Origin of the sequence: Paracoccus rhizosphaerae (assembly GCF_026162645.1) — a bacterium.
GTDB classification, from domain to species: domain Bacteria; phylum Pseudomonadota; class Alphaproteobacteria; order Rhodobacterales; family Rhodobacteraceae; genus Paracoccus; species Paracoccus rhizosphaerae.
Genome location: NZ_JAOTBE010000030.1, coordinates 26,464 through 44,837, shown reverse-complemented (window position 1 = coordinate 44,837; position 18,374 = coordinate 26,464). Strand labels below are relative to the sequence as shown.

Here is an 18,374-nt window from a genome sequence, read left to right as displayed (position 1 = left end):
TCGGCAGGCTTAAAGACTGGAGGCGCGTGGCGACCCGCTACGACCGATGCCCAAAGGTCTTCCTATCCGCGATCGCCCTCGCAGCTGTCGTCATCTATTGGTTATGAATCCTGACCCTAGGACCGTCAGCAGCCTGATGCCCGGCCGGGGGAAATCTCTGGCCGGGCCTCGGTCCGCCGCATCTGCGCCACGCCAAGGCGGGCGCGGATGGCGCGCGACAGCGCATCGATGCCGACCGTGATCAGCGCGGTCGCGGCAAGGATGACGACGGCGCGGTCGATGCGCAACTCGGCGATGGCATCGTCGAGATAGAAGCCCAATGTCGCGATGCCCAGAATTCCCATGATCGCGGACTCGCGGATGATGATCTCCCACCGATAGAGGCAGAGGGCGACGAAATTGCCGAACAGGCGCGGCACGATCTCCCACCCCCACAGCGTCAGCCCGCGCGGCGCGTCGGGTCGCAGGACCAGCACCTCGGCCTGCCGTCCCAGAAGGTGGCCGATGATCGCCCCGTTGTGCAGGCCAAGCGCCATGATCGCGGGCAGCATCGACGGCCCCCAGACCTGCAGGAACAGATAGGCCAGCATGTATTCGGGGAACGACCGCAGCACGACCAGCAGCAGGTGCCCCGCGGCGGCGCCGATGCGCCCGCTGACGCGCGGCACGATCAGCGCCTGGCCGAGGAACGCCATCGCACCCGCGACGACCAGCGCCAGCTGCGCCACGACCAGCGTCGCCACCAGACCGGGCAGGATCGCCGTCGTGATCAGGTCCCACAGCCACGGCCACAGACCCGCCGGATCGCCCTGCCGCAGGGGCGCCGGCACGATGTCCTGCGACAGGAACCGCCACAGCGCGCCGCTGCCCATCGGCGGAGACGTAACCTGCGACAGCATCGCCGCCGCCGCGACAAGCCAGGCCAGCGCCAGTCGCGGCCGCATCCAAATACGGACGCTGGCGATCAGCGCGATATAGATGACCATGACCGCCCCGGCGGCCCCGTATTCGCCCTGCCTGAAGAAGCTGTCCAACTGGAAACCAAGCGTCGGCAGGCCCACGAAGCCCAGCACCGCGGACGATCGCAAGCCGCATTCCAGGCGATAGAGCGCATAGCTGACCATCTGCGGCCGGGCCAGGGGCGCGCGCGCCCACAGGAAGCGCGTCAGCGGATCGACCCTTTGTCCCAGCCACTCGGCGGGGCGCCGGTCGGATTCGTCCAGGATCTCGGACAGGACCTTGGCGAAGATCCCGGCATAGGGCAGGGCGATGGCCAGAAGCCCCGACCAGACGCTGATGCCCCAGACCTGCATCAGGATCAGCGCCCAGAACAGCTCGTGCACGGAACGAAGCGCGATGGCCAGCCAGCGTACAGGGCGCAATCGGTAGAAGGGCGCCATGCACAGCCCCGCCAGCCCGCCGATGGCCACGCCCGCGATGGCAAAAGCCACGGTCAGCGCGACGGCGCGAAAGATCTGCTCGATGGCCGAGAAGTCGGGCGACAGAAAGCCCCGCGCCATGCGCGACAACGTGGCCCAGGGGTCGTGGCCCGCCGTCGTCAGATCGGCCAGCGGCAGGCACAGCGCCGCGACGATCAGGAACCCCGCGACGACGCCCGTACGTGACAGCCTAGCGTGCATAGAGCGCCTCGATCCGCGCGGCGTCCAGATCGGCCACCGCTAGGTCGAACAGGAACGAGCCCTGCCGCAGCCCGATGACCCGCGTCGCGAAGGCGCGGGCGATGGCGACGTCGTGCAGCGCCAGGACGGCGGTCGGGAAGCCATCGCGAATGGTCGCTGCCAAGGCCTCGGCCTGCCGGGGATCGACCGCCGACAGCGGCTCGTCCCCCAGGAGCAGGTCTCCGCCCCGGTGCAAGGCGCGTGCCAGGGCGACGCGCTGCTTCTGTCCGCCGGAAAGGGCCTCAACGCGGCGGTCGGCCTCTGGCGCCAGGCCCACGCGGGCCAGATCGGCCAGCGCGGCCTGCCGGTCGGCGCGAGAGGGCCTGATCAGCGTACGAAGGTTGCGCCACGCGCCGTGGTCGTCCAGCCGGCCCATCAGCACGTTGCGCAGGGCCGACAACTGGGGAACCAGCGTCGCGTCCTGCGGCACCAGCGCCACGCGCCGGTCCGGCGCCGCCGAGGCAAGCAGCGCCGCCAGCAGCGTCGACTTGCCCGACCCGCTGCGGCCCAGCAGCGCGACCCGTTCGCCGGGCGCGACGTTCAGCCGCACTCCGCGAAGGACCGGCGTGCCGCCATAGCCCAGATCGGCGCCGTCCAGTGCCAGCATGGCCTATTCCAGCAGGTCCAGCTGCCGGCCGACTTGCTCGATTGCGACATAATCTTGGTTATCTGCGGAAATGAATGCATTGCGCGGGAAGGCCGCCAGCAGCTCGGGATCGTCCATGCCCACCAGCGCCGCCTGCACCTTGTCCGCGAAGCCTTCGCCCCAACGTTCGTCCACATCACCGCGGATCGTCCAGTTATAGTCGGGATAAGGCGGCGTCTGCCAGATGACCTTGGCGGTCTCGACCTCGGGGGCGCCATCGGCCACGGCCTGATCATAGACCGCGAAGTTCAGCGCGCCGACCTGCCAAGCCCCGGACGCGACCAGGCGCAGGGTCTGGCTGTGATCGCCCGAGAACCCTACGCGACCGAAGAAGTCCTCCGGCGCCTCACCGGTGTTCTCGCGGATCGCGTATTCCGGCATCAGCCGACCCGACGTCGAGGTCTTGGCCCCGAAAGTGAAGGACATGCCGCGCGCGTCCTCCGGAAAATCTTCCGACGCGGTCAGGCCGGTGTCGGTGTTGGCGATGAAATAGCTGACGAACTGCGTATCTTCGTCGCCCTGGGCGATCGCCCGCGCGCCCGGCACCAGCAGCCGCGCCTGAACGCCCGACAGGCCGCCGAACCAGGCCAGTTGCACCTGGTTGTTGCGGAAGGCGGTGACGGCGGCGGGATAGGATTTGACCGGCACGAACTGGACGGGAACGTCAAGCTCCTCGGACAGGTATTCCGCCACGGCGTCGAAGCGCTCGGCAAGCCGGGTCTCGTCCTCATCAGGGATGGCCGAGAAATAGAGTGTGTCCTGCGCGGCGGCCGCGCCCGACAGGGTCAGGCAGGCTGCAACGAGTGAGGCAAAACGACGCGGATTCATACAGGGGCACCTTTTCGGATGTTGGTCGACAGGGCGAATACGGCGGGCCGGGCCTCTCACCGTGTTCAAGCCCCCGACATGCGGCGCGCCCTCCGGCCCGAGCGCGCCCGGCGCATCGGCTTGTCCGGCCCTTCTATCGCGGCCCCTGCCCCGCGCGCAAGCCGCCGGATCTTGACTCGGCAGATGGGCCGGATGATCATCAAGCCGTACCTATCATGACGACAGGCAAAGGGGGGTCCCAATGAACATCGACCTTTCGCGCCGCGGCTTTCTGAGGCTGGCGGGTGCGGGGGTTGCGGCAACGTCGCTTGGAGCCATGGGCTTCGGCGAGGCCGAGGCAGCCGAGGCCGCGCATGTCCGCGCCTTCAAGCTGGCCACGACGACGGAAACGCGCAACACCTGCCCTTATTGCTCGGTCGCCTGCGGGATCATCATGTATTCCAAGGGTGATGTGAAGACCGGCGAAACCGCCGAGCTTCTGCACATCGAGGGCGATGCCGACCACCCGACGAACCGCGGAACGCTGTGCCCCAAGGGTGCGGCGCTGAAGGACTTCGTCCACGCCCCTACCCGCCTGACGCAGCCGCGCATCCGCAAGCCCGGCGCATCCGAGTGGGAGGAGATTTCGTGGAACGACGCGCTCGACCGCATCGCCCGCGCGATCAAGGACGACCGCGACGAGAATTTCATCGCCACCAACGAGGCCGGCACCCCGGTCAATCGCTGGACAACGGCGGGATTCCTGGCGGCCTCGGCCACGACCAACGAAACCGCATGGCTGACCTACAAGACGGTCCGGTCCATGGGGATTGTCGGCTTCGATAACCAGGCGCGCGTCTGACACGGCCCCACGGTGTCCAGTTTGGGCCCGACCTTCGGCCGCGGTGCGATGACGAACGCATGGACCGACATCAAGAATACCGACCTCGTGGTCGTCATGGGCGGCAACGCCGCTGAAGCCCACCCCTGCGGCTTCAAATGGGTGACAGAGGCCAAGGCGCATCGCGGCGCCAGGCTGATCGTGGTCGATCCGCGCTATACCCGCACCGCCTCGGTGTCGGATTACTATGCGCCCATCCGTCCCGGCACGGACATCGCCTTCCTGATGGGGGTGATCCGCTGGTGCATGGACAACGACAAGGTGCAGTGGGAATACGTCCGCAATTTCACCAACGCGAGCCTTCTGGTGCGCGAGGACTTCGGCTGGTCCGATGGCCTGTTCACCGGCTATGACGAGGAAAAGCGCGACTTCGACAAGTCCAGCTGGGACTATCAGATCGGCGACGACGGCTTTGCGCTGACCGATCCGACGCTGCAGGACCCCCGCTGCGTCTGGCAGCTGCTGCGCCAGCATGTCGATGTCTACACGCCCGAATTCGTCGAAAACGTCACCGGCACCCCGCGCGACAAGTTCCTGACCATCTGCGAGATGATCGGCGAATGCAGCGCACCGGACAAGGTGATGACCTCGATGTACGCGCTTGGCTGGACGCAGCATTCCAAGGGTGCCCAGAACATCCGTGGCATGGCGATGCTGCAACTGATCCTGGGCAATATCGGGATGCGTGGGGGCGGGATGAACGCGCTGCGCGGCCATTCCAACATCCAGGGCCTGACTGACATCGGCCTGATGTCGAACCTGATCCCAGGGTATCTGAACATCCCGACCGAGAAAGAGGTCGACTGGCAGACCTATCTGTCGACGCGGGAATTCCGTCCGATCCGGCCGGGTCAGACCAGCTACTGGCAGAACTACTCCAAGTTCATGGTCAGCTTCATGAAGGCGATGTGGGGCGACGCCGCCACGGCCGAGAACAACTGGGCCTATGAATACCTGCCCAAGCTGGATGTCCCCGCCTATGACATCCTGCGCATGTTCGAGCTGATGGACCAGGGCCGGGTGAACCTTTACTTCTGCCAGGGCTTCAACCCGATGCTGTCGATTCCCAACCGGGAAAAGATCACGCGGTCGCTGTCCAAGCTGAAGATGCTGGTGGTGATGGACCCGCTGTCCACCGAAACCTCGCATTTCTGGCAGAACCACGGCGTCCACAACGACGTGGACCCGTCTGCCATCCAGACCGAGGTGCTGGAGCTGCCCACGACCTGCTTTGCCGAGGATGAGGGCGCGCTGGTCAACTCGGGCCGTTGGCTGCAGTGGCACTGGCCGGGCGCGACGCCGCCGGGCGAGGCCAAGCACGACACCTGGATCATGGCGCAGATCTTCCTGCGCGTGCGCGAGCTTTATCAGCGCGAGGGCGGTGCTTTCCCCGATCCGATCCTCAACCTGACCTGGAACTATGCCGACCCCGAGGAGCCCCTGCCCGAGGAACTGGCGAAGGAGATGAACGGCCGCGCCCTGGGCGACGTCACCGACCCGACCTCGGGCGCGGTGGTAGCGCAGGCGGGCCAGCAGCTGTCGGGCTTTGGCCAGCTGCGCGACGACGGCTCGACCATGGCGGGCTGCTGGATCTATGCCGGCAGCTGGACCGAGGACGGCAACATGATGGCACGGCGGGACAATTCCGATCCGGGCGATGCCGGCTTGTTCCTGAACTGGGCCTTTGCCTGGCCGGCGAACCGGCGGATTCTCTACAATCGCGCCTCGGCCGACCTGCAGGGCAAGCCCTGGGACCCCGACCGCCTGCTGATCGCCTGGAATGGCGAGAAGTGGGAGGGGTATGACGTGCCCGACATCGCCCCCACCGCCAAGCCGACCGAGGTGGGGCCTTTCATCATGAACCAGGAAGGGGTCTCGCGCCTGTTCACCAGGGGCATGATGCGCGACGGGCCGTTCCCGACCCACATGGAGCCGTTCGAGACGCCCATGGCCAACGTGCTGAACCCGCGCATGCGCGGCAATCCGGTGGGCCGCGTCTTTGAAAGCGACGTGGCGAACCTGGCCACCAGCGACGAATTCCCCTTCGTCGCGACCTCGTACCGCCTGACCGAGCATTTCCACTATTGGACCAAGCACAACCCGGTGAACGCCGCGTTGCAGCCCGAGTTCTTCGTGGAGATCAGCGAGGAACTGGCGGCCGAGCGTGGCATCGCCAGGGGCAGCCGCGTCCGGGTCTGGGGCAAGCGGGGTGAAGTCTGGGCCAAGGCGGTCGTGACCAAGCGGATCAAGCCGATGGTCTGCGGTGGCAAGCCGGTCCATGTGGTGGGCATCCCGCTGCACTGGGGCTTCATGGGCGCGGCCAAGAAGGGCTGGGGGCCGAACAGCCTGACGCCCTTTGTCGGTGACGCCAACACGGACACGCCCGAGTTCAAGGCCTTCCTTGTCAACATCGAACCCGCAGCTGAGGAGCCGGTCGCATGAAGGATATCGCCACCGCCCCCACGACCGCGGTTTCGAACCCGCCCGTCCAGCCGACCGAGGCCTATTTCGATGCGCGCGACGTCGTGCGCATCTCGGCCACGCGGGACGTGCCCCGGCCCGAGCGCCAGCTGGAGCCGGTCGCGAAGCTGATCGACGTCAGCAAGTGCATCGGCTGCAAGGCCTGCCAGTCGGCCTGCGTGGAATGGAACGACACGCACCCGGAGATCGGCGAGAACGTGGGGGTCTATGAAAATCCCCACGACCTGACGCCGGACATGTTCACCCTGATGCGCTTCAGCGAATGGGAGAACCCGGCCACGAACGAGCTGGAATGGCTGATCCGCAAGGACGGCTGCATGCATTGCGAGGATCCGGGTTGCCTGAAGGCCTGCCCGGCACCCGGCGCGATCGTGCAGTATTCGAACGGCATCGTCGATTTCATCCACGAGAACTGCATCGGCTGCGGCTATTGCGTGACCGGCTGCCCCTTCGACATCCCCCGCATCAGCGAGGTCAACCACAAGAGCTACAAGTGCACGCTCTGTTCCGACCGGGTCGCGGTGGGCCAAGGTCCGGCCTGCGCCAAGGCCTGCCCCACGCAGGCCATCGTCTTCGGCACCAAGGAGGACATGAAGGTCCATGCCGCCGAGCGGATCGAGGACCTGAAGTCGCGCGGCTACGAGAACGCGGGCCTCTATGATCCGCAGGGCGTCGGCGGGACGCATGTGATTTATGTGCTGCACCACGCCGACAAGCCGGGCGTCTATGCCGATCTGGAGGAGAACCCCCGCATCTCGCCCATCGTCGAGGGCTGGAAGGGCGTCACCAAGACCGCGGGTCTTGCCGCGATCGGTCTGGCCGCGCTCGGCGCGACGCTGCACGGCCTCTTCTCTCGTGGCAACGAGGTCGATGACCATGACACTCAGGCTGCGGATGTGCTGGTCAAGGGCCGCGATCCCGACGATACCCACGGAGGTCAGGTCTGATGGCGCCGCGTCCCTATTATTCCGAGCGTGGCGACCGGATCGACGGCCTGGCCCCGGTGACTGTCAGCCGCTATCGCGGCTTCACCCGTGCCAACCACTGGGTCACGGCCCTGGCGCTGATCGTGCTGGCGCTGTCGGGGCTGGCGCTGTTCGACCCGGCGCTCTACTTCCTGACCGGCCTCTTCGGCGGCGGACAGACGACACGCTGGCTGCACCCGATCGTCGGCGTGGTGCTGTTCTTCAGCTTCCTGCTGATGTTCGTCCAGCTGTGGCGCCTGAACATGCCCCGCCCCGAGGACACGACCTGGGTCACCAAGTTCGGCGACGTGGTCAAGGGGAACGAGGACGCGCTGCCGGAACTGGGCAAGTACAACCCGGGCCAGAAGTTTGTCTTCTGGGCGATGACCGGCCTGATCGTGGTGCTGATCGTCACCGGCGTCCTGATCTGGCAGCAGGTCGTGGGCCACTGGGTCAGCGTTCCGGTGCGCCGCGTGGCGGTGCTGGTGCATGCCATTTCGGCCGTGCTGATCCTTCTGGTCTTTATCCTGCATGTCTATGCTGCGATCTGGACCCGCGGGACGCTGCGCGCGATGACCCGCGGCACCGTCACCGGCGGTTGGGCCTGGCGCCATCACCGCAAATGGCTGCGAGAGGTCGCCAGCCGTGACAACAAGGGCCCGGCAGAGTAATCTGCCGGCCACCACCGCCGACATCCCCTGTGGCCGGTCGGCCCGGAGAGACAGATGACCACGACCATCCAGCCCGATCCCTCGGCCATCGGCGGCGTCCCGAAGGCGCCCCTGGCCTTCCTGCCGGACCCGGCGCGCCTGTTCGCCACCCGTTCCAAACGCCTGAGGTTCCTGGCCGACAGCGGCAGCAACCTGGCCCCCTATCTGCGTTTCCTGGCCGATCTTGTCGACCTGCAGGCGCGTCTGTCGGGCGAACTGCCGCCTGTCACGCCCCTGGCCACCGAAAGCCTGCACCTGGCGCGGGAAAGCCGGATGCCGCCGATCGATCGCAAGGCGCTGGCGACCAGCCCGTGCCTGCACGGCACGCTGGACAAGGTCTTGGAGGGCGCCGCGCGGATCGACATGCCCAAGCCCGCGCGCATGACGCTGACCGCCGTGACCTCGGCGCCGCTGCCCGACCGCCACTGGATGATCGAGAACGTGCTGGCCGACGTCATCCCCGCCGACAGCGTGGCGCCGCACCTGTTCGTGGCCGTGGCGGTTCAGCTCTATGCCGCCCGGCTGGCCGCCACGCTGGATGCGGCGCAGCTGGTCCCGATCCGCACCGGCACCTGCCCGTCCTGCGGCGGTCGGCCGGCGACCTCCAGCGTGATCGGCATCGGCGGGCTGGACGGCGTCCGCTATGCCTCGTGCGCCTGCTGCCAGACCCAGTGGAACGAGGTGCGGCTGACCTGCCTCTGCTGCGGCTCGACCGCGGGCATCAGCTATCGCAGCGTCGAGACGGTCGAGGCCACCGTCAGGGCCGAGGTCTGTTCGGACTGCGACAGCTGGGTCAAGATTCTTTATCACAACCGCAACCACAGCCTTGAACCCGTGGCCGACGATGTCGCCAGCCTTGGCTTGGACATGATGATGCGGGACACCGACAAGCGGCGCGGGGGCTTCAACCCGTTCCTGACCGGGTACTGATGTCGGGCTATCGCGCCCTGCCCTCGGTCGACCAGCTGCTGCAGTCCGACGTCGGGCGGCGGCTGACCGAGAACCACGGCCGGCAGGCGGTCACCACCGCAATCCGCCAGCGCCTGGACGCCGCCCGACAGGCCATCCACGACGGCGCCGACGGTGCGGCCGAGGCCGCCCGCCTGCCGCATCTGGTCGCCGCCGACCTTGCAGTGCAGGCGGCCACGCAACTGCGCCCGATGCTGAACCTGACCGGCACCGTGCTGCACACGAACCTGGGTCGCGCAATCATGGCGGATGAGGCCATCGTCGCCGCCAACGTCGCGATGGCCAGCTCGCTGGCCTTGGAATACGACCTGCAGACCGGCGGGCGCGGCCAGCGCGACGACCACCTGCGTGGCCTGCTGTGCGAGCTGACGGGGGCCGAGGATGCGACCGTCGTCAACAATAACGCCGCCGCCGTGCTGATCGCGCTGAACACCTTCGGGCAGGGCCGCAACTCCATCGTGTCGCGGGGCGAGCTGATCGAGATCGGCGGCGCCTTCCGCCTGCCCGACATCATGGCCCGCGCGGGAACCACGCTGGTCGAAGTCGGGACCACGAACCGCACCCATCTGCGCGACTATCAGGACGCGCTGTCGGACATGACCGGCCTGATCCTCAAGGTCCACACGTCGAACTACCGCATCGAGGGCTTTACGGCCGAGGTCCCCGCCCCCCAGCTGGCCCCCGTTGCGCGGCAGGCCGGGGTCGTCCTGCTGAACGACCTCGGCGCGGGGTCTCTGGTCGACCTGTCGCAATGGGGCCTTCGGCGGGAACCCACCGTGGCCGAAGCCGTGGCCGAGGGGGCGGATCTGGTGACTTTTTCGGGCGACAAGCTGCTGGGCGGGCCGCAGGCGGGCTTCATCGTCGGGCGGCGCCACCTGATCGCGCAGATCAACCGCAACCCGCTGAAGCGCGTCCTGCGCCTGGACAAGATCCGAATCGCCGCGCTGCAGGCCACGCTGCGGCTCTATCGCGACCCGGACAGGCTGGCCGCGCGCCTGCCGGTGCTGCGGATGCTGTCGCGGCCCCTGGACGACATCGCGACCCAGGCCCGCCGCCTGGCCCCGCAGGTGGCGGCGCTGCTGCCCGAGGGATACGGCGCCGCGCCTTGCGATTGTGCCAGCCAGATCGGGTCTGGCGCGCTGCCGACCGATACCATTCCTTCGGCCGGGTTGCGGCTTACGGGTCGTGGCGGCGATGCGCCCGACCGGCTGGCCGCCCGGCTGCGCGCCCTGCCCCGCCCCGTTGTCGGCCATATCCGCGACGGCGCGCTGATCCTGGACCTGCGCTGCCTGGGCGACGACGCCGACCTTCTGGAGGCTCTGGCCCAGTCATGATCGTCGGCACTGCGGGACATATCGACCATGGCAAGACTGCGCTGGTAAAGGCCCTGACCGGAACCGACGCCGACCGTCTGGCCGAGGAGAAGGCGCGCGGCATCACCATCGACCTGGGCTTTGCCTATGCCGACCTTGGCGGCGGCACCGTCACCGGCTTTGTGGACGTGCCGGGGCACGAGCGTCTAATCCACACGATGCTGGCCGGCGCTGGCGGCATCGACCTGGCGCTCGTGGTGGTCGCCTGCGACGACGGCGTCATGCCGCAGACTGTCGAACACCTCGCCATCCTGAGCTTTCTGGGCTTGTCACGCGGGCTTGTGGCGCTGACCAAGGCCGATCTGGCCGATCCGCCCCGCCGGGCCGAGGTGGCCCGGCAGATCCGTACGGCGCTGGCGGGCAGCCAGCTCTCGGAAGCGCCGATCATCTCCGTCTCGACCGTCACCGGCGAAGGGATCGACGACCTGCGCCGCACCCTGCGCGAGGCCGAGGCCGCCACCACCGCCCGCGCCGCGGACGGACCGTTCCGCCTGGCCGTTGACCGCAGCTTTACCCTTCAGGGAACGGGGACGGTCGTGACCGGGACGGTCCTTTCGGGACAGGTCGCCCTGGGAGATCAGGTGACGCTCAGCCCGTCCGGGCTGACGGCGCGGGTCCGGGGGATCCACGCGCAGAACCGGCAGGCCACGCAGGGTCTGGCGGGGCAGCGATGCGCGCTGAACCTGGCCGGAGAGGCCATCGCAAAGGACACAATCCAGCGCGGCGACATCGTCCTGACTTCCGCGCTTCACGCCCCGACCGACCGCATCGACGCGGAGCTGTCCGTCATGGCGTCGGAACCCAAGCCCATCGGCACCTGGTTCCCCGCCCGCCTGCATTGTCACGCGGCCGAGGTCGGGGCGCGAATCGTTCCGCTGGCCGGTCCCATCGCGCCCGGACAGTCGGGGCCGGTGCAGGTCGTGCTGGACCATCCCTTGGCAGCCGCCGTCCACGACCGGTTCATCCTGCGCAACGTCTCTGCCAGCCGCACCATCGGCGGGGGGCGGTTCCTGGACCTTCGACCACCGGCCCGCAAGCGCCGGACGCCGGAACGGCTGGCGCTGCTTGCCGCGGCGGCCGCCGCGGATCCGGCAGCGGCGCTGGTCGGGATGCTGCGGGTCGCGCCGGTGGATCTGGCCATGTTCACCCGCGACCGCGGCCTGACTGCCGAACAGGCGGCAGCTGCACTGGCCCGCGCCGACGGCACGACGATGGGCGGGCTGATCCTGTCCCGCGCGCAGATGGAGGGTCTGCGGCAGGGTCTGCTGGACCAGCTGGCGCAGTTCCACGCCGACAACCCCGACCTGCCGGGGATGGGGCGCGAAAGGCTGCGTCTGTCGCTGACCCCGCGCCTGACGAAGGATGCGAACCTGGCGTTCCTGCGCCGCGCCTCTGATGCAGGCTCGGTGATCATGGACGGGGCCTTCCTGCGCCTGCCCGGCCACGAGGTTCGCCTGACGCCCGAGGACGAGGCCCTGTGGGACAGCATCCGCCCCGCCCTTCTGGGCGAGATGTGCTTTCGCCCGCCACGCGTCCGCGATTTTGCCGGCACCCTTGGCGTCGACGAGAAAGAGGTTCGGCGCGTCCTGAAGCTGACCCAGAAGCTGGGCCGGACCGACCAGATCGCGCAGGACCACTTCTTCGCGCGCGAGGTCACGGCGCGGATGGTCGCGATCCTGCGCGATGTGGCCGCGCAGTCGGCGGACGGCTGGTTCACCGCAGCCGCCTTCCGGGACCGCGTCCAGAACGGCCGCAAGGTCGCCATCGAGATCCTGGACTTCTTCGACCGTCATGGTGTCACGCTGCGACGTGGCGACCTGCGTCGCCTGAACCCGCACAGGCTGGACCTTTTCGGCTAGAGCGTGACGCCTCCCTGCTCGATCACCGCCTCCATCGCGACATAGCTGGAGGTGGCGTTGACATGCGGCAGGGACGAGATCTTCTCGGCCATGATGCGGCGGAAATCGGTCATGTCGCGCGACCTGACCTTCAGCAGGTAATCGAAGCCGCCGGCGATCATGTAGCATTCCTCGACCTCGGGGATCAGGCGGACGGCGGCGTTGAACGCCTCCAGCGCCTTCTGCCGCGTGTCCGTCATGCGCACTTCGACATAGGTGACATGGGTCAGGCCAAGCCTCACCGGCGACAGGATCGCGCGGTATCCGGTGATCAGGCCCGCATCCTCAAGCTGCTTGATCCGCAGCGCCACCGGGGTCTTCGACAGGCCCACCTTGCGCGCCAGTTCGGTCACTGGAATACGGGCATTGGCGGTCAGTTCCGCCAGGATCCGCCGGTTAGTCGGGTCAAGAAGTTCGTTCATCTCGCTACAGCCGTCAAATTTGGTCCGTTGGCCTGATGAACTACATGAACTTGGACACATCGTCCATGAAGGGCACTGTATGATTGGCAGGACAGTCGAAGGGGACCTTCCATGTATGATCTCGATCCAACCGACCTCGGCCTGAACGCCAAGTTCCAGCCCGAGGGGCCCCTGCTTGACCGCCTGATCCGCGAGGCGGCGCTGTCCGATCAGACCCGCGCCCGCATCAGCGCCCGCGCCGCCACGCTGATCCGCCGTATCCGTGCCGAGTCGAAGCCGACCATGATGGAGCTGATGCTGGCCGAATACGGCTTGTCGACGCGCGAAGGCATCGCCCTGATGTGCCTGGCCGAGGCGATGCTGCGCGTTCCCGACCGCGCCACAATGGACGCCCTGATCGAGGACAAGATCGCCCCCTCGGACTGGGGGCGGCATCTGGGCGAAAGCTCGTCCAGCATGGTGAACGCCTCGACCTGGGCGCTGATGCTGACGGGCCGCGTGCTCGAGGACGCACAGCCTGGGCTGGCCGGCACGCTGCGCGGCGCGATCCGCCGCCTTGGAGAGCCCGTGATCCGCACCGCCGTCACCCGCGCCATGCGCGAGATGGGCCGCCAGTTCGTTCTGGGGCAGACCATCGATGCCGCGCTGGATCGGGCGAAGGGTCAGGAAGCCAAGGGTTATTCCTACAGCTATGACATGCTGGGCGAGGCGGCGATGACCGCCCGCGACGCGGACCGCTATGCCGCCGAATACCGCAAGGCCATCTCGGCGATCGCCGGGTCCTGCACGAAGGGCTCGGTCCGCAAGAACCCCGGCATCTCGATCAAGCTCTCGGCGCTGCATCCGCGCTACGAGGTCGCGAACGAAGCTCGCGTGATGGCCGAACTGGTGCCGGTCGTGCTGGAGCTTGCGCAGCAGGCCCGCGCCGCGAACATGGGCCTGAACATCGACGCCGAGGAGCAGGACCGCCTGGCCCTGTCGCTGAAGGTGATCGAGGCGGTGCTGTCAGACCCCTCGCTGGCGGGCTGGGACGGGTTCGGCATCGTGGTGCAGGCCTATGGCAAGCGCGCCGGCGCGGCCATTAACCAGTTGCACGCACTGGCCGCGCGGCTGGACCGGCGCATCATGGTGCGCCTGGTCAAGGGCGCCTATTGGGACACCGAGATGAAGCGCGCCCAGGTCGAGGGCATGCCCGGCTTTCCGCTGTTCACGTCGAAGACGGCGACGGATGTCAGCTATATCTCTCTGGCGGCCAAGCTTCTGCGCATGTCCGACCGCATCTATCCGCAGTTCGCCACCCACAACGCCCATTCGGTGGCGGCGGTGCTGGAACTGGCGGGAAATCTCGGCGCGGCCGAAGGGACGTTCGAATTCCAGCGCCTGCACGGCATGGGCGAGCGCCTGCACGATATCGTGCTGCGCGACCACGGCACCGCCTGCCGCATCTATGCACCCGTCGGCGCGCATCAGGACCTCTTGGCCTATCTGGTGCGCCGGCTGCTGGAAAACGGCGCGAACTCCAGCTTCGTCAACCAGATCGTGGATGAGGACGTCGCGCCAGAGGAGATCGCCCGCGACCCCTTCGAGGCGCTGTCCGATGCCCATGCGCCGCAGGCGCTGCTGGCACCCGAAGCCATCTATGGCGACGGCCGCGTGAACTCTCGGGGCTTCGACCTGACGGCGGAGGACGAACTGGGGCGCATCTTCGCCGCCCGCGATGTGGCCATTGCCGACGCTGCCCCGCTGACGGCGGCCGAGGCGACCGGCACCGCCGTCCCGGTGGTCAACCCCGCGACCGGCGCCACCATCGCACAGATCACCGAGGCCGATGAGGCCACCGTCGCCCGTGCCATTGACGCGGCCCGCCCCTGGGACGCCCCTGCCGCCACCCGGGCGCAGGTCCTGCGCCGCGCCGCCGACCTCTACGAGGCCGAGTTCGGCCCCATCTTCGGTCTTGTCGCGCGCGAGGCCGGCAAGACGCTGAACGACGCCGTGGCCGAACTGCGCGAGGCGGTGGACTTCCTGCGCTACTATGCCCAGCAGGGCGAGGCGCGCGATGACGCCCCGCGCGGCATCATCGCCGCGATCAGCCCCTGGAACTTCCCCCTGGCGATCTTCACCGGCCAGGTGGCGGCGGCGCTGATGGCCGGAAACGGCGTGCTGGCAAAGCCTGCCGAACAGACGCCGCTGATCGCCGCCATGGCGGTGCGGCTGTTGCACAAGGCCGGCGTCCCGGCCACCGCGCTGCAACTGCTGCCCGGCGATGGCGCCACCGTTGGCGCGGCACTGACCCGCGATGCCCGCATCGACGGCGTCGTCTTCACCGGCGGCACCGACACGGCCCGCCTGATCGCCACCAAAATGGCGCAGCACATGCGTCCCGGCACGCCGCTGGTCGCCGAAACTGGTGGCCTGAACGCGATGATCGTCGACAGCACCGCCCTGCCCGAACAGGCCGTGCGCGACATCGTCGCCTCCAGCTTCCGGTCGGCGGGACAGCGCTGTTCGGCGCTGCGCTGCCTTTATGTGCAAGAGGATGTCGCCCCGCACCTGATCCGCATGATCCAGGGCGCGATGGACGAACTGACCGTGGGCGACCCGTGGGATCTGACGACGGACGTGGGCCCCGTCATCGACGCCGAGGCGCAGTCGGGCATCATGGCCTATCTGGCCGACCACAAGGACCGCATCCTGCACCAGCTGCCGGTGCCGTCGCAGGGCCATTTCGTCCCGCCGACGCTGATGAAGGTGACCGGCATCGAGGAGATGGACCGAGAGATCTTCGGCCCCGTCCTGCACGTGGCGACTTACAAGGCGCGCGACTTGGACAAGGTCGTCGCGGCGATCAACGCCCGTGGCTATGGCCTGACCTTCGGCCTGCACACCCGGATCGACAGCCGCGTCCAGGAGGTGACCGAGGCGATCCACGTCGGCAACATCTACGTCAACCGCAACCAGGTCGGCGCGACCGTCGGCAGCCAGCCCTTCGGCGGCGAGGGGCTGTCAGGCACCGGCCCCAAGGCTGGCGGTCCGCTTTACCTGCCGCGCTTCTTCGCGCCTGACGTGACGCAACCGGGAACGACCTGGCAGGGCGCTGACAGCGCGGATCGGCTGGCCAGGGAACTGGCCTCGCCCCCCGCGGCCCCCGCGCCCGAGGAGACGCTGATGCCTGGCCCGACCGGAGAGTTGAACCGCCTGCAGACGCTGGCGCGCGGTCCCGTGCTTTGCCTCGGCCCGGGCCCGGACGCCACCGCCGCCCAGGTTCAGGCAGTCACCCGCGGCGGCGGCCAGGCCGTTCCCGCGAACGGATCGATTGAGCCGCAGTCGCTTCAGACGCTGCCGAACCTGGCCGCCGTACTCTGGTGGGGGGACGATCAGACGGGGCGTGCCCTTGCGCAGGCGCTGGCCCGCAGGCCGGGCCCGCTGGTGGCGCTGATCACCGCCCTGCCCGACCGTGCGCATCTCTGCCATGAGCGGCATCTTTGCGTCGACACGACCGCCGCCGGCGGCAACGCGGCGCTTTTGGCAGGCTGAAACGGCTTGCTTCACCCGCGCCCGCTCCTATCGGATCGGGCGCGGCAAGCCGTCATCACCACGGACGCGTGGCAAGGGCCGATTTCAAGCCCCCGTGGGCTGCCCAGCCGACGGGGAAGACGGACTCCGGCAGGGCGACTCGGTTTCACCCGCCCTGCCGGTCGATCAGTGCCTCAGTTCGAGGATGAACCGCTGCTGCCGGTCCGTTGCTGTTCGACGGCGTCCGAAACCGTCATCTCGGGGCTTTCGCCGCAGAGGGTCACGACCTCGGCGATCGGGATCTCGAAGAGACCCGTGACGCGGACGACGGCAGGCTGATCGCCCTGCATGGTGCCGTCGCTGCCTGCCGCGGTGCTGCCCGCCGCGGTGCTGTCGGCTGCGGTGCTGTCGGCTGCGGTGCTGTCGGCCGCGGTGGTATCAGCTGGGGCACTGGTCCCCGCCTCCTGCCCCTCGGCCTGTGCGGGCATGCTGCTTTCGCCCTCGGTCATCTGATCCGCCTCGGCCGACTGGCCGGCATCGGCTGGCTGGCCGGCATCGGGCGCGTCGTCACCAGTGGTCGCCGCGCCACCGACCTCGGTGGATCCGGGCGCACCCCCGGGCATCTCTGAACCGGACATCCCTGCAGAGCCTGTCATGCTGGCCTGCTGATAGCCCGACACGAAGTAAAGGACGCCAGGAATAAGCTGGCTGTCCATCGTGACGATATCGGCGCAGGTCACCTGATCCGCACTGCGTTCGCCCATGGCGTCCTGCTGCATCCCGCTCTCCTGCGTCTGCGCCAGTGCGGCGCCAGCAGGCAGGGCACAAAGTGCCGCGACGGCGGCAAGTCTCGTCGAGATTGTCATCGGGTTTCCTCCATCCCAAGGCGCCCCTAATCCGCCGGGAACCGGAATGTTCCCGCACCCTACGCGGCAAAACGAGAAACATTCCGTCACCCGCAGAGTTTCGGGAACTGGACGCAAGGAAACATGACCCCATGCTAAAGCCGATTCTGGCGTTGCTGCTGTCAGGCAGCGCCGTCGCAGCCCAGGATGCCGAAACGCTGAGCCGACACGCCCTGGACCTCGTGAATGAGGCCCGGCAGGAGCAGGAGCTTGGGTCGCTGACCCTGGGCGACGATCTGGAAGAGGCGGCGCAGGCGCATGCCACGGATATGCTGGAACGCGACTACTATGCTCATGTCTCGCCCGAAGGCGACGACGTGGCCGACCGCTATGCCGAGGCGGGCGGCAGCGAATGGGAGTTGGTGGCCGAGAACATCGCCCGCTGCATCGGCTGCGATGTCCCGGCGGACATCCAGCGGGTCGATGCATTTCAGAAGGGGTGGATGAACAGCCCCGGCCACCGCGCCAACATCCTGGCCGAGGGGCTGGAGCGGTTCGGCTTCGCGACCGCCTCGGACGACCGGACCGTCTATGCGGTCCAGACCTTCGCCGGCCCCGGAACGTCCCGCGGAGAGGAACCGGGTCGGTCCGTCAATGCACAGGCCGCCGCCGAACTTGCGCTGCAGCGGATCAACGCCGCGCGGGAAGAGAACGGCCTGAAGCCCCTGCAGCTTGATCGCGACCTCCAGCAGGCTGCGGCAGAGTTGATCCCGGAGGATCTGCAGGGGTTCGGGCTGGATGATCTGGACAACCTAGGCGACGCGCTGCCCGAGGATGCGCTGCAGGGCTGGCGGCGCATCCAGACGATGGGCAGCACCTGCGGCGGCTGCGGCACCGAGCCGGTGGAGGGCGATGTCAGGGCGATCCTAGGCGACTGGCTGGCCGGCGACAGCCCCTATCGCCAGCAGATCCTGCAGGAGGGGCTGACCGACGCGGGCATGATCCTGCGCGCCAACGGCCAAGGCCGGAAAGTGGCGCTTCTGCTGCTGGGCGAGGCTTTCTAAGCCGGCACATCCGTGCGGGTGCCGGTACGCGTCGCAGCCGCTCGGATACCCCGGTACGCCGACGCAAGTCCGGTCCACCGGCCGGTGCGGCATCCGGGGCT

General features: G+C 68.1%; 13 protein-coding genes and 1 pseudogene. 9 read left to right on the top strand and 5 right to left on the bottom strand.

Features of this window, described 5'->3' with window-relative positions:
- A pseudogene (locus OC184_RS11805) lies at nt 1-107 on the top strand (IS5/IS1182 family transposase); the annotation flags it as partial.
- Nucleotides 108-125: 18 nt separating this feature from the next.
- On the opposite strand, the gene OC184_RS11800 reads toward OC184_RS11805, so the two are convergent.
- The 3 genes from OC184_RS11800 to OC184_RS11790 are packed head-to-tail and all read right to left on the bottom strand — an operon-like array spanning nt 126 to nt 3,153.
- Nucleotides 126-1,640: a PhnE/PtxC family ABC transporter permease gene (locus OC184_RS11800; RefSeq protein WP_265507391.1), complete on the bottom strand. Its 1,515-nt coding sequence runs from the start codon at nt 1,638-1,640 to the stop codon at nt 126-128.
- Nucleotides 1,630-2,286, bottom strand: a complete 657-nt coding sequence (locus OC184_RS11795; protein WP_265507390.1) for an ATP-binding cassette domain-containing protein — start codon at nt 2,284-2,286, stop codon at nt 1,630-1,632. Before OC184_RS11795 ends, OC184_RS11800 begins: the two co-directional genes overlap by 11 nt.
- 3 nt (nt 2,287-2,289) lie before the next feature.
- A complete protein-coding gene (locus tag OC184_RS11790; RefSeq protein WP_265507389.1) occupies nt 2,290-3,153 on the bottom strand; it encodes a putative selenate ABC transporter substrate-binding protein in 864 nt (287 codons plus the stop codon).
- Between the two features lie 241 nt (nt 3,154-3,394).
- Between OC184_RS11790 and fdnG the strand changes: the two genes are divergently transcribed.
- The 6 genes from fdnG to selB are packed head-to-tail and all read left to right on the top strand — an operon-like array spanning nt 3,395 to nt 12,390.
- The gene (gene fdnG, locus OC184_RS11785) at nt 3,395-6,475 is read left to right on the top strand and encodes a formate dehydrogenase-N subunit alpha (RefSeq protein ID WP_265507388.1); all 3,081 of its coding nucleotides are present in this window, start codon (nt 3,395-3,397) and stop codon (nt 6,473-6,475) included.
- Nucleotides 6,472-7,461: a formate dehydrogenase subunit beta gene (fdxH, locus tag OC184_RS11780; protein ID WP_265507387.1), complete on the top strand. Its 990-nt coding sequence runs from the start codon at nt 6,472-6,474 to the stop codon at nt 7,459-7,461. Before fdnG ends, fdxH begins: the two co-directional genes overlap by 4 nt.
- Entirely contained in the window at nt 7,461-8,150 is a 690-nt protein-coding gene (locus OC184_RS11775; RefSeq protein WP_265507386.1) for a formate dehydrogenase subunit gamma, read from the top strand. The genes fdxH and OC184_RS11775 overlap by 1 nt, the downstream gene beginning before the upstream one ends.
- Nucleotides 8,151-8,204: 54 nt before the next feature.
- The gene (gene fdhE / locus OC184_RS11770) at nt 8,205-9,119 is read left to right on the top strand and encodes a formate dehydrogenase accessory protein FdhE (RefSeq protein WP_265507385.1); all 915 of its coding nucleotides are present in this window, start codon (nt 8,205-8,207) and stop codon (nt 9,117-9,119) included.
- The gene (selA, locus tag OC184_RS11765; protein WP_265507384.1) at nt 9,119-10,492 is read left to right on the top strand and encodes an L-seryl-tRNA(Sec) selenium transferase; all 1,374 of its coding nucleotides are present in this window, start codon (nt 9,119-9,121) and stop codon (nt 10,490-10,492) included. The genes fdhE and selA overlap by 1 nt, the downstream gene beginning before the upstream one ends.
- The gene (gene selB, locus OC184_RS11760; protein ID WP_265507383.1) at nt 10,489-12,390 is read left to right on the top strand and encodes a selenocysteine-specific translation elongation factor; all 1,902 of its coding nucleotides are present in this window, start codon (nt 10,489-10,491) and stop codon (nt 12,388-12,390) included. The genes selA and selB overlap by 4 nt, the downstream gene beginning before the upstream one ends.
- Here selB and OC184_RS11755 read toward each other — a convergent pair.
- On the bottom strand, nt 12,387-12,851 hold the full coding sequence (locus OC184_RS11755) for an Lrp/AsnC family transcriptional regulator (protein ID WP_265507382.1): 465 nt from the start codon (nt 12,849-12,851) through the stop codon (nt 12,387-12,389). The genes selB and OC184_RS11755 overlap by 4 nt on opposite strands.
- A 111-nt stretch (nt 12,852-12,962) precedes the next feature.
- Between OC184_RS11755 and putA the strand changes: the two genes are divergently transcribed.
- Complete coding sequence (gene putA / locus OC184_RS11750) at nt 12,963-16,385, top strand: bifunctional proline dehydrogenase/L-glutamate gamma-semialdehyde dehydrogenase PutA (protein WP_265507381.1); 3,423 nt, start codon at nt 12,963-12,965, stop codon at nt 16,383-16,385.
- Between the two features lie 173 nt (nt 16,386-16,558).
- Here putA and OC184_RS11745 read toward each other — a convergent pair whose 3' ends face one another.
- Nucleotides 16,559-17,230 carry an HdeA/HdeB family chaperone gene (locus tag OC184_RS11745; RefSeq protein WP_265507380.1) on the bottom strand — a complete coding sequence of 224 codons (672 nt, stop codon included), beginning with the start codon at nt 17,228-17,230 and terminating at the stop codon, nt 16,559-16,561.
- 131 nt (nt 17,231-17,361) lie between these two features.
- On the opposite strand from OC184_RS11745, the gene OC184_RS11740 reads away from it, so the two are divergent.
- The gene (locus OC184_RS11740) at nt 17,362-18,273 is read left to right on the top strand and encodes a CAP domain-containing protein (RefSeq protein ID WP_265507379.1); all 912 of its coding nucleotides are present in this window, start codon (nt 17,362-17,364) and stop codon (nt 18,271-18,273) included.
- Nucleotides 18,274-18,374 lie beyond the last annotated feature (101 nt).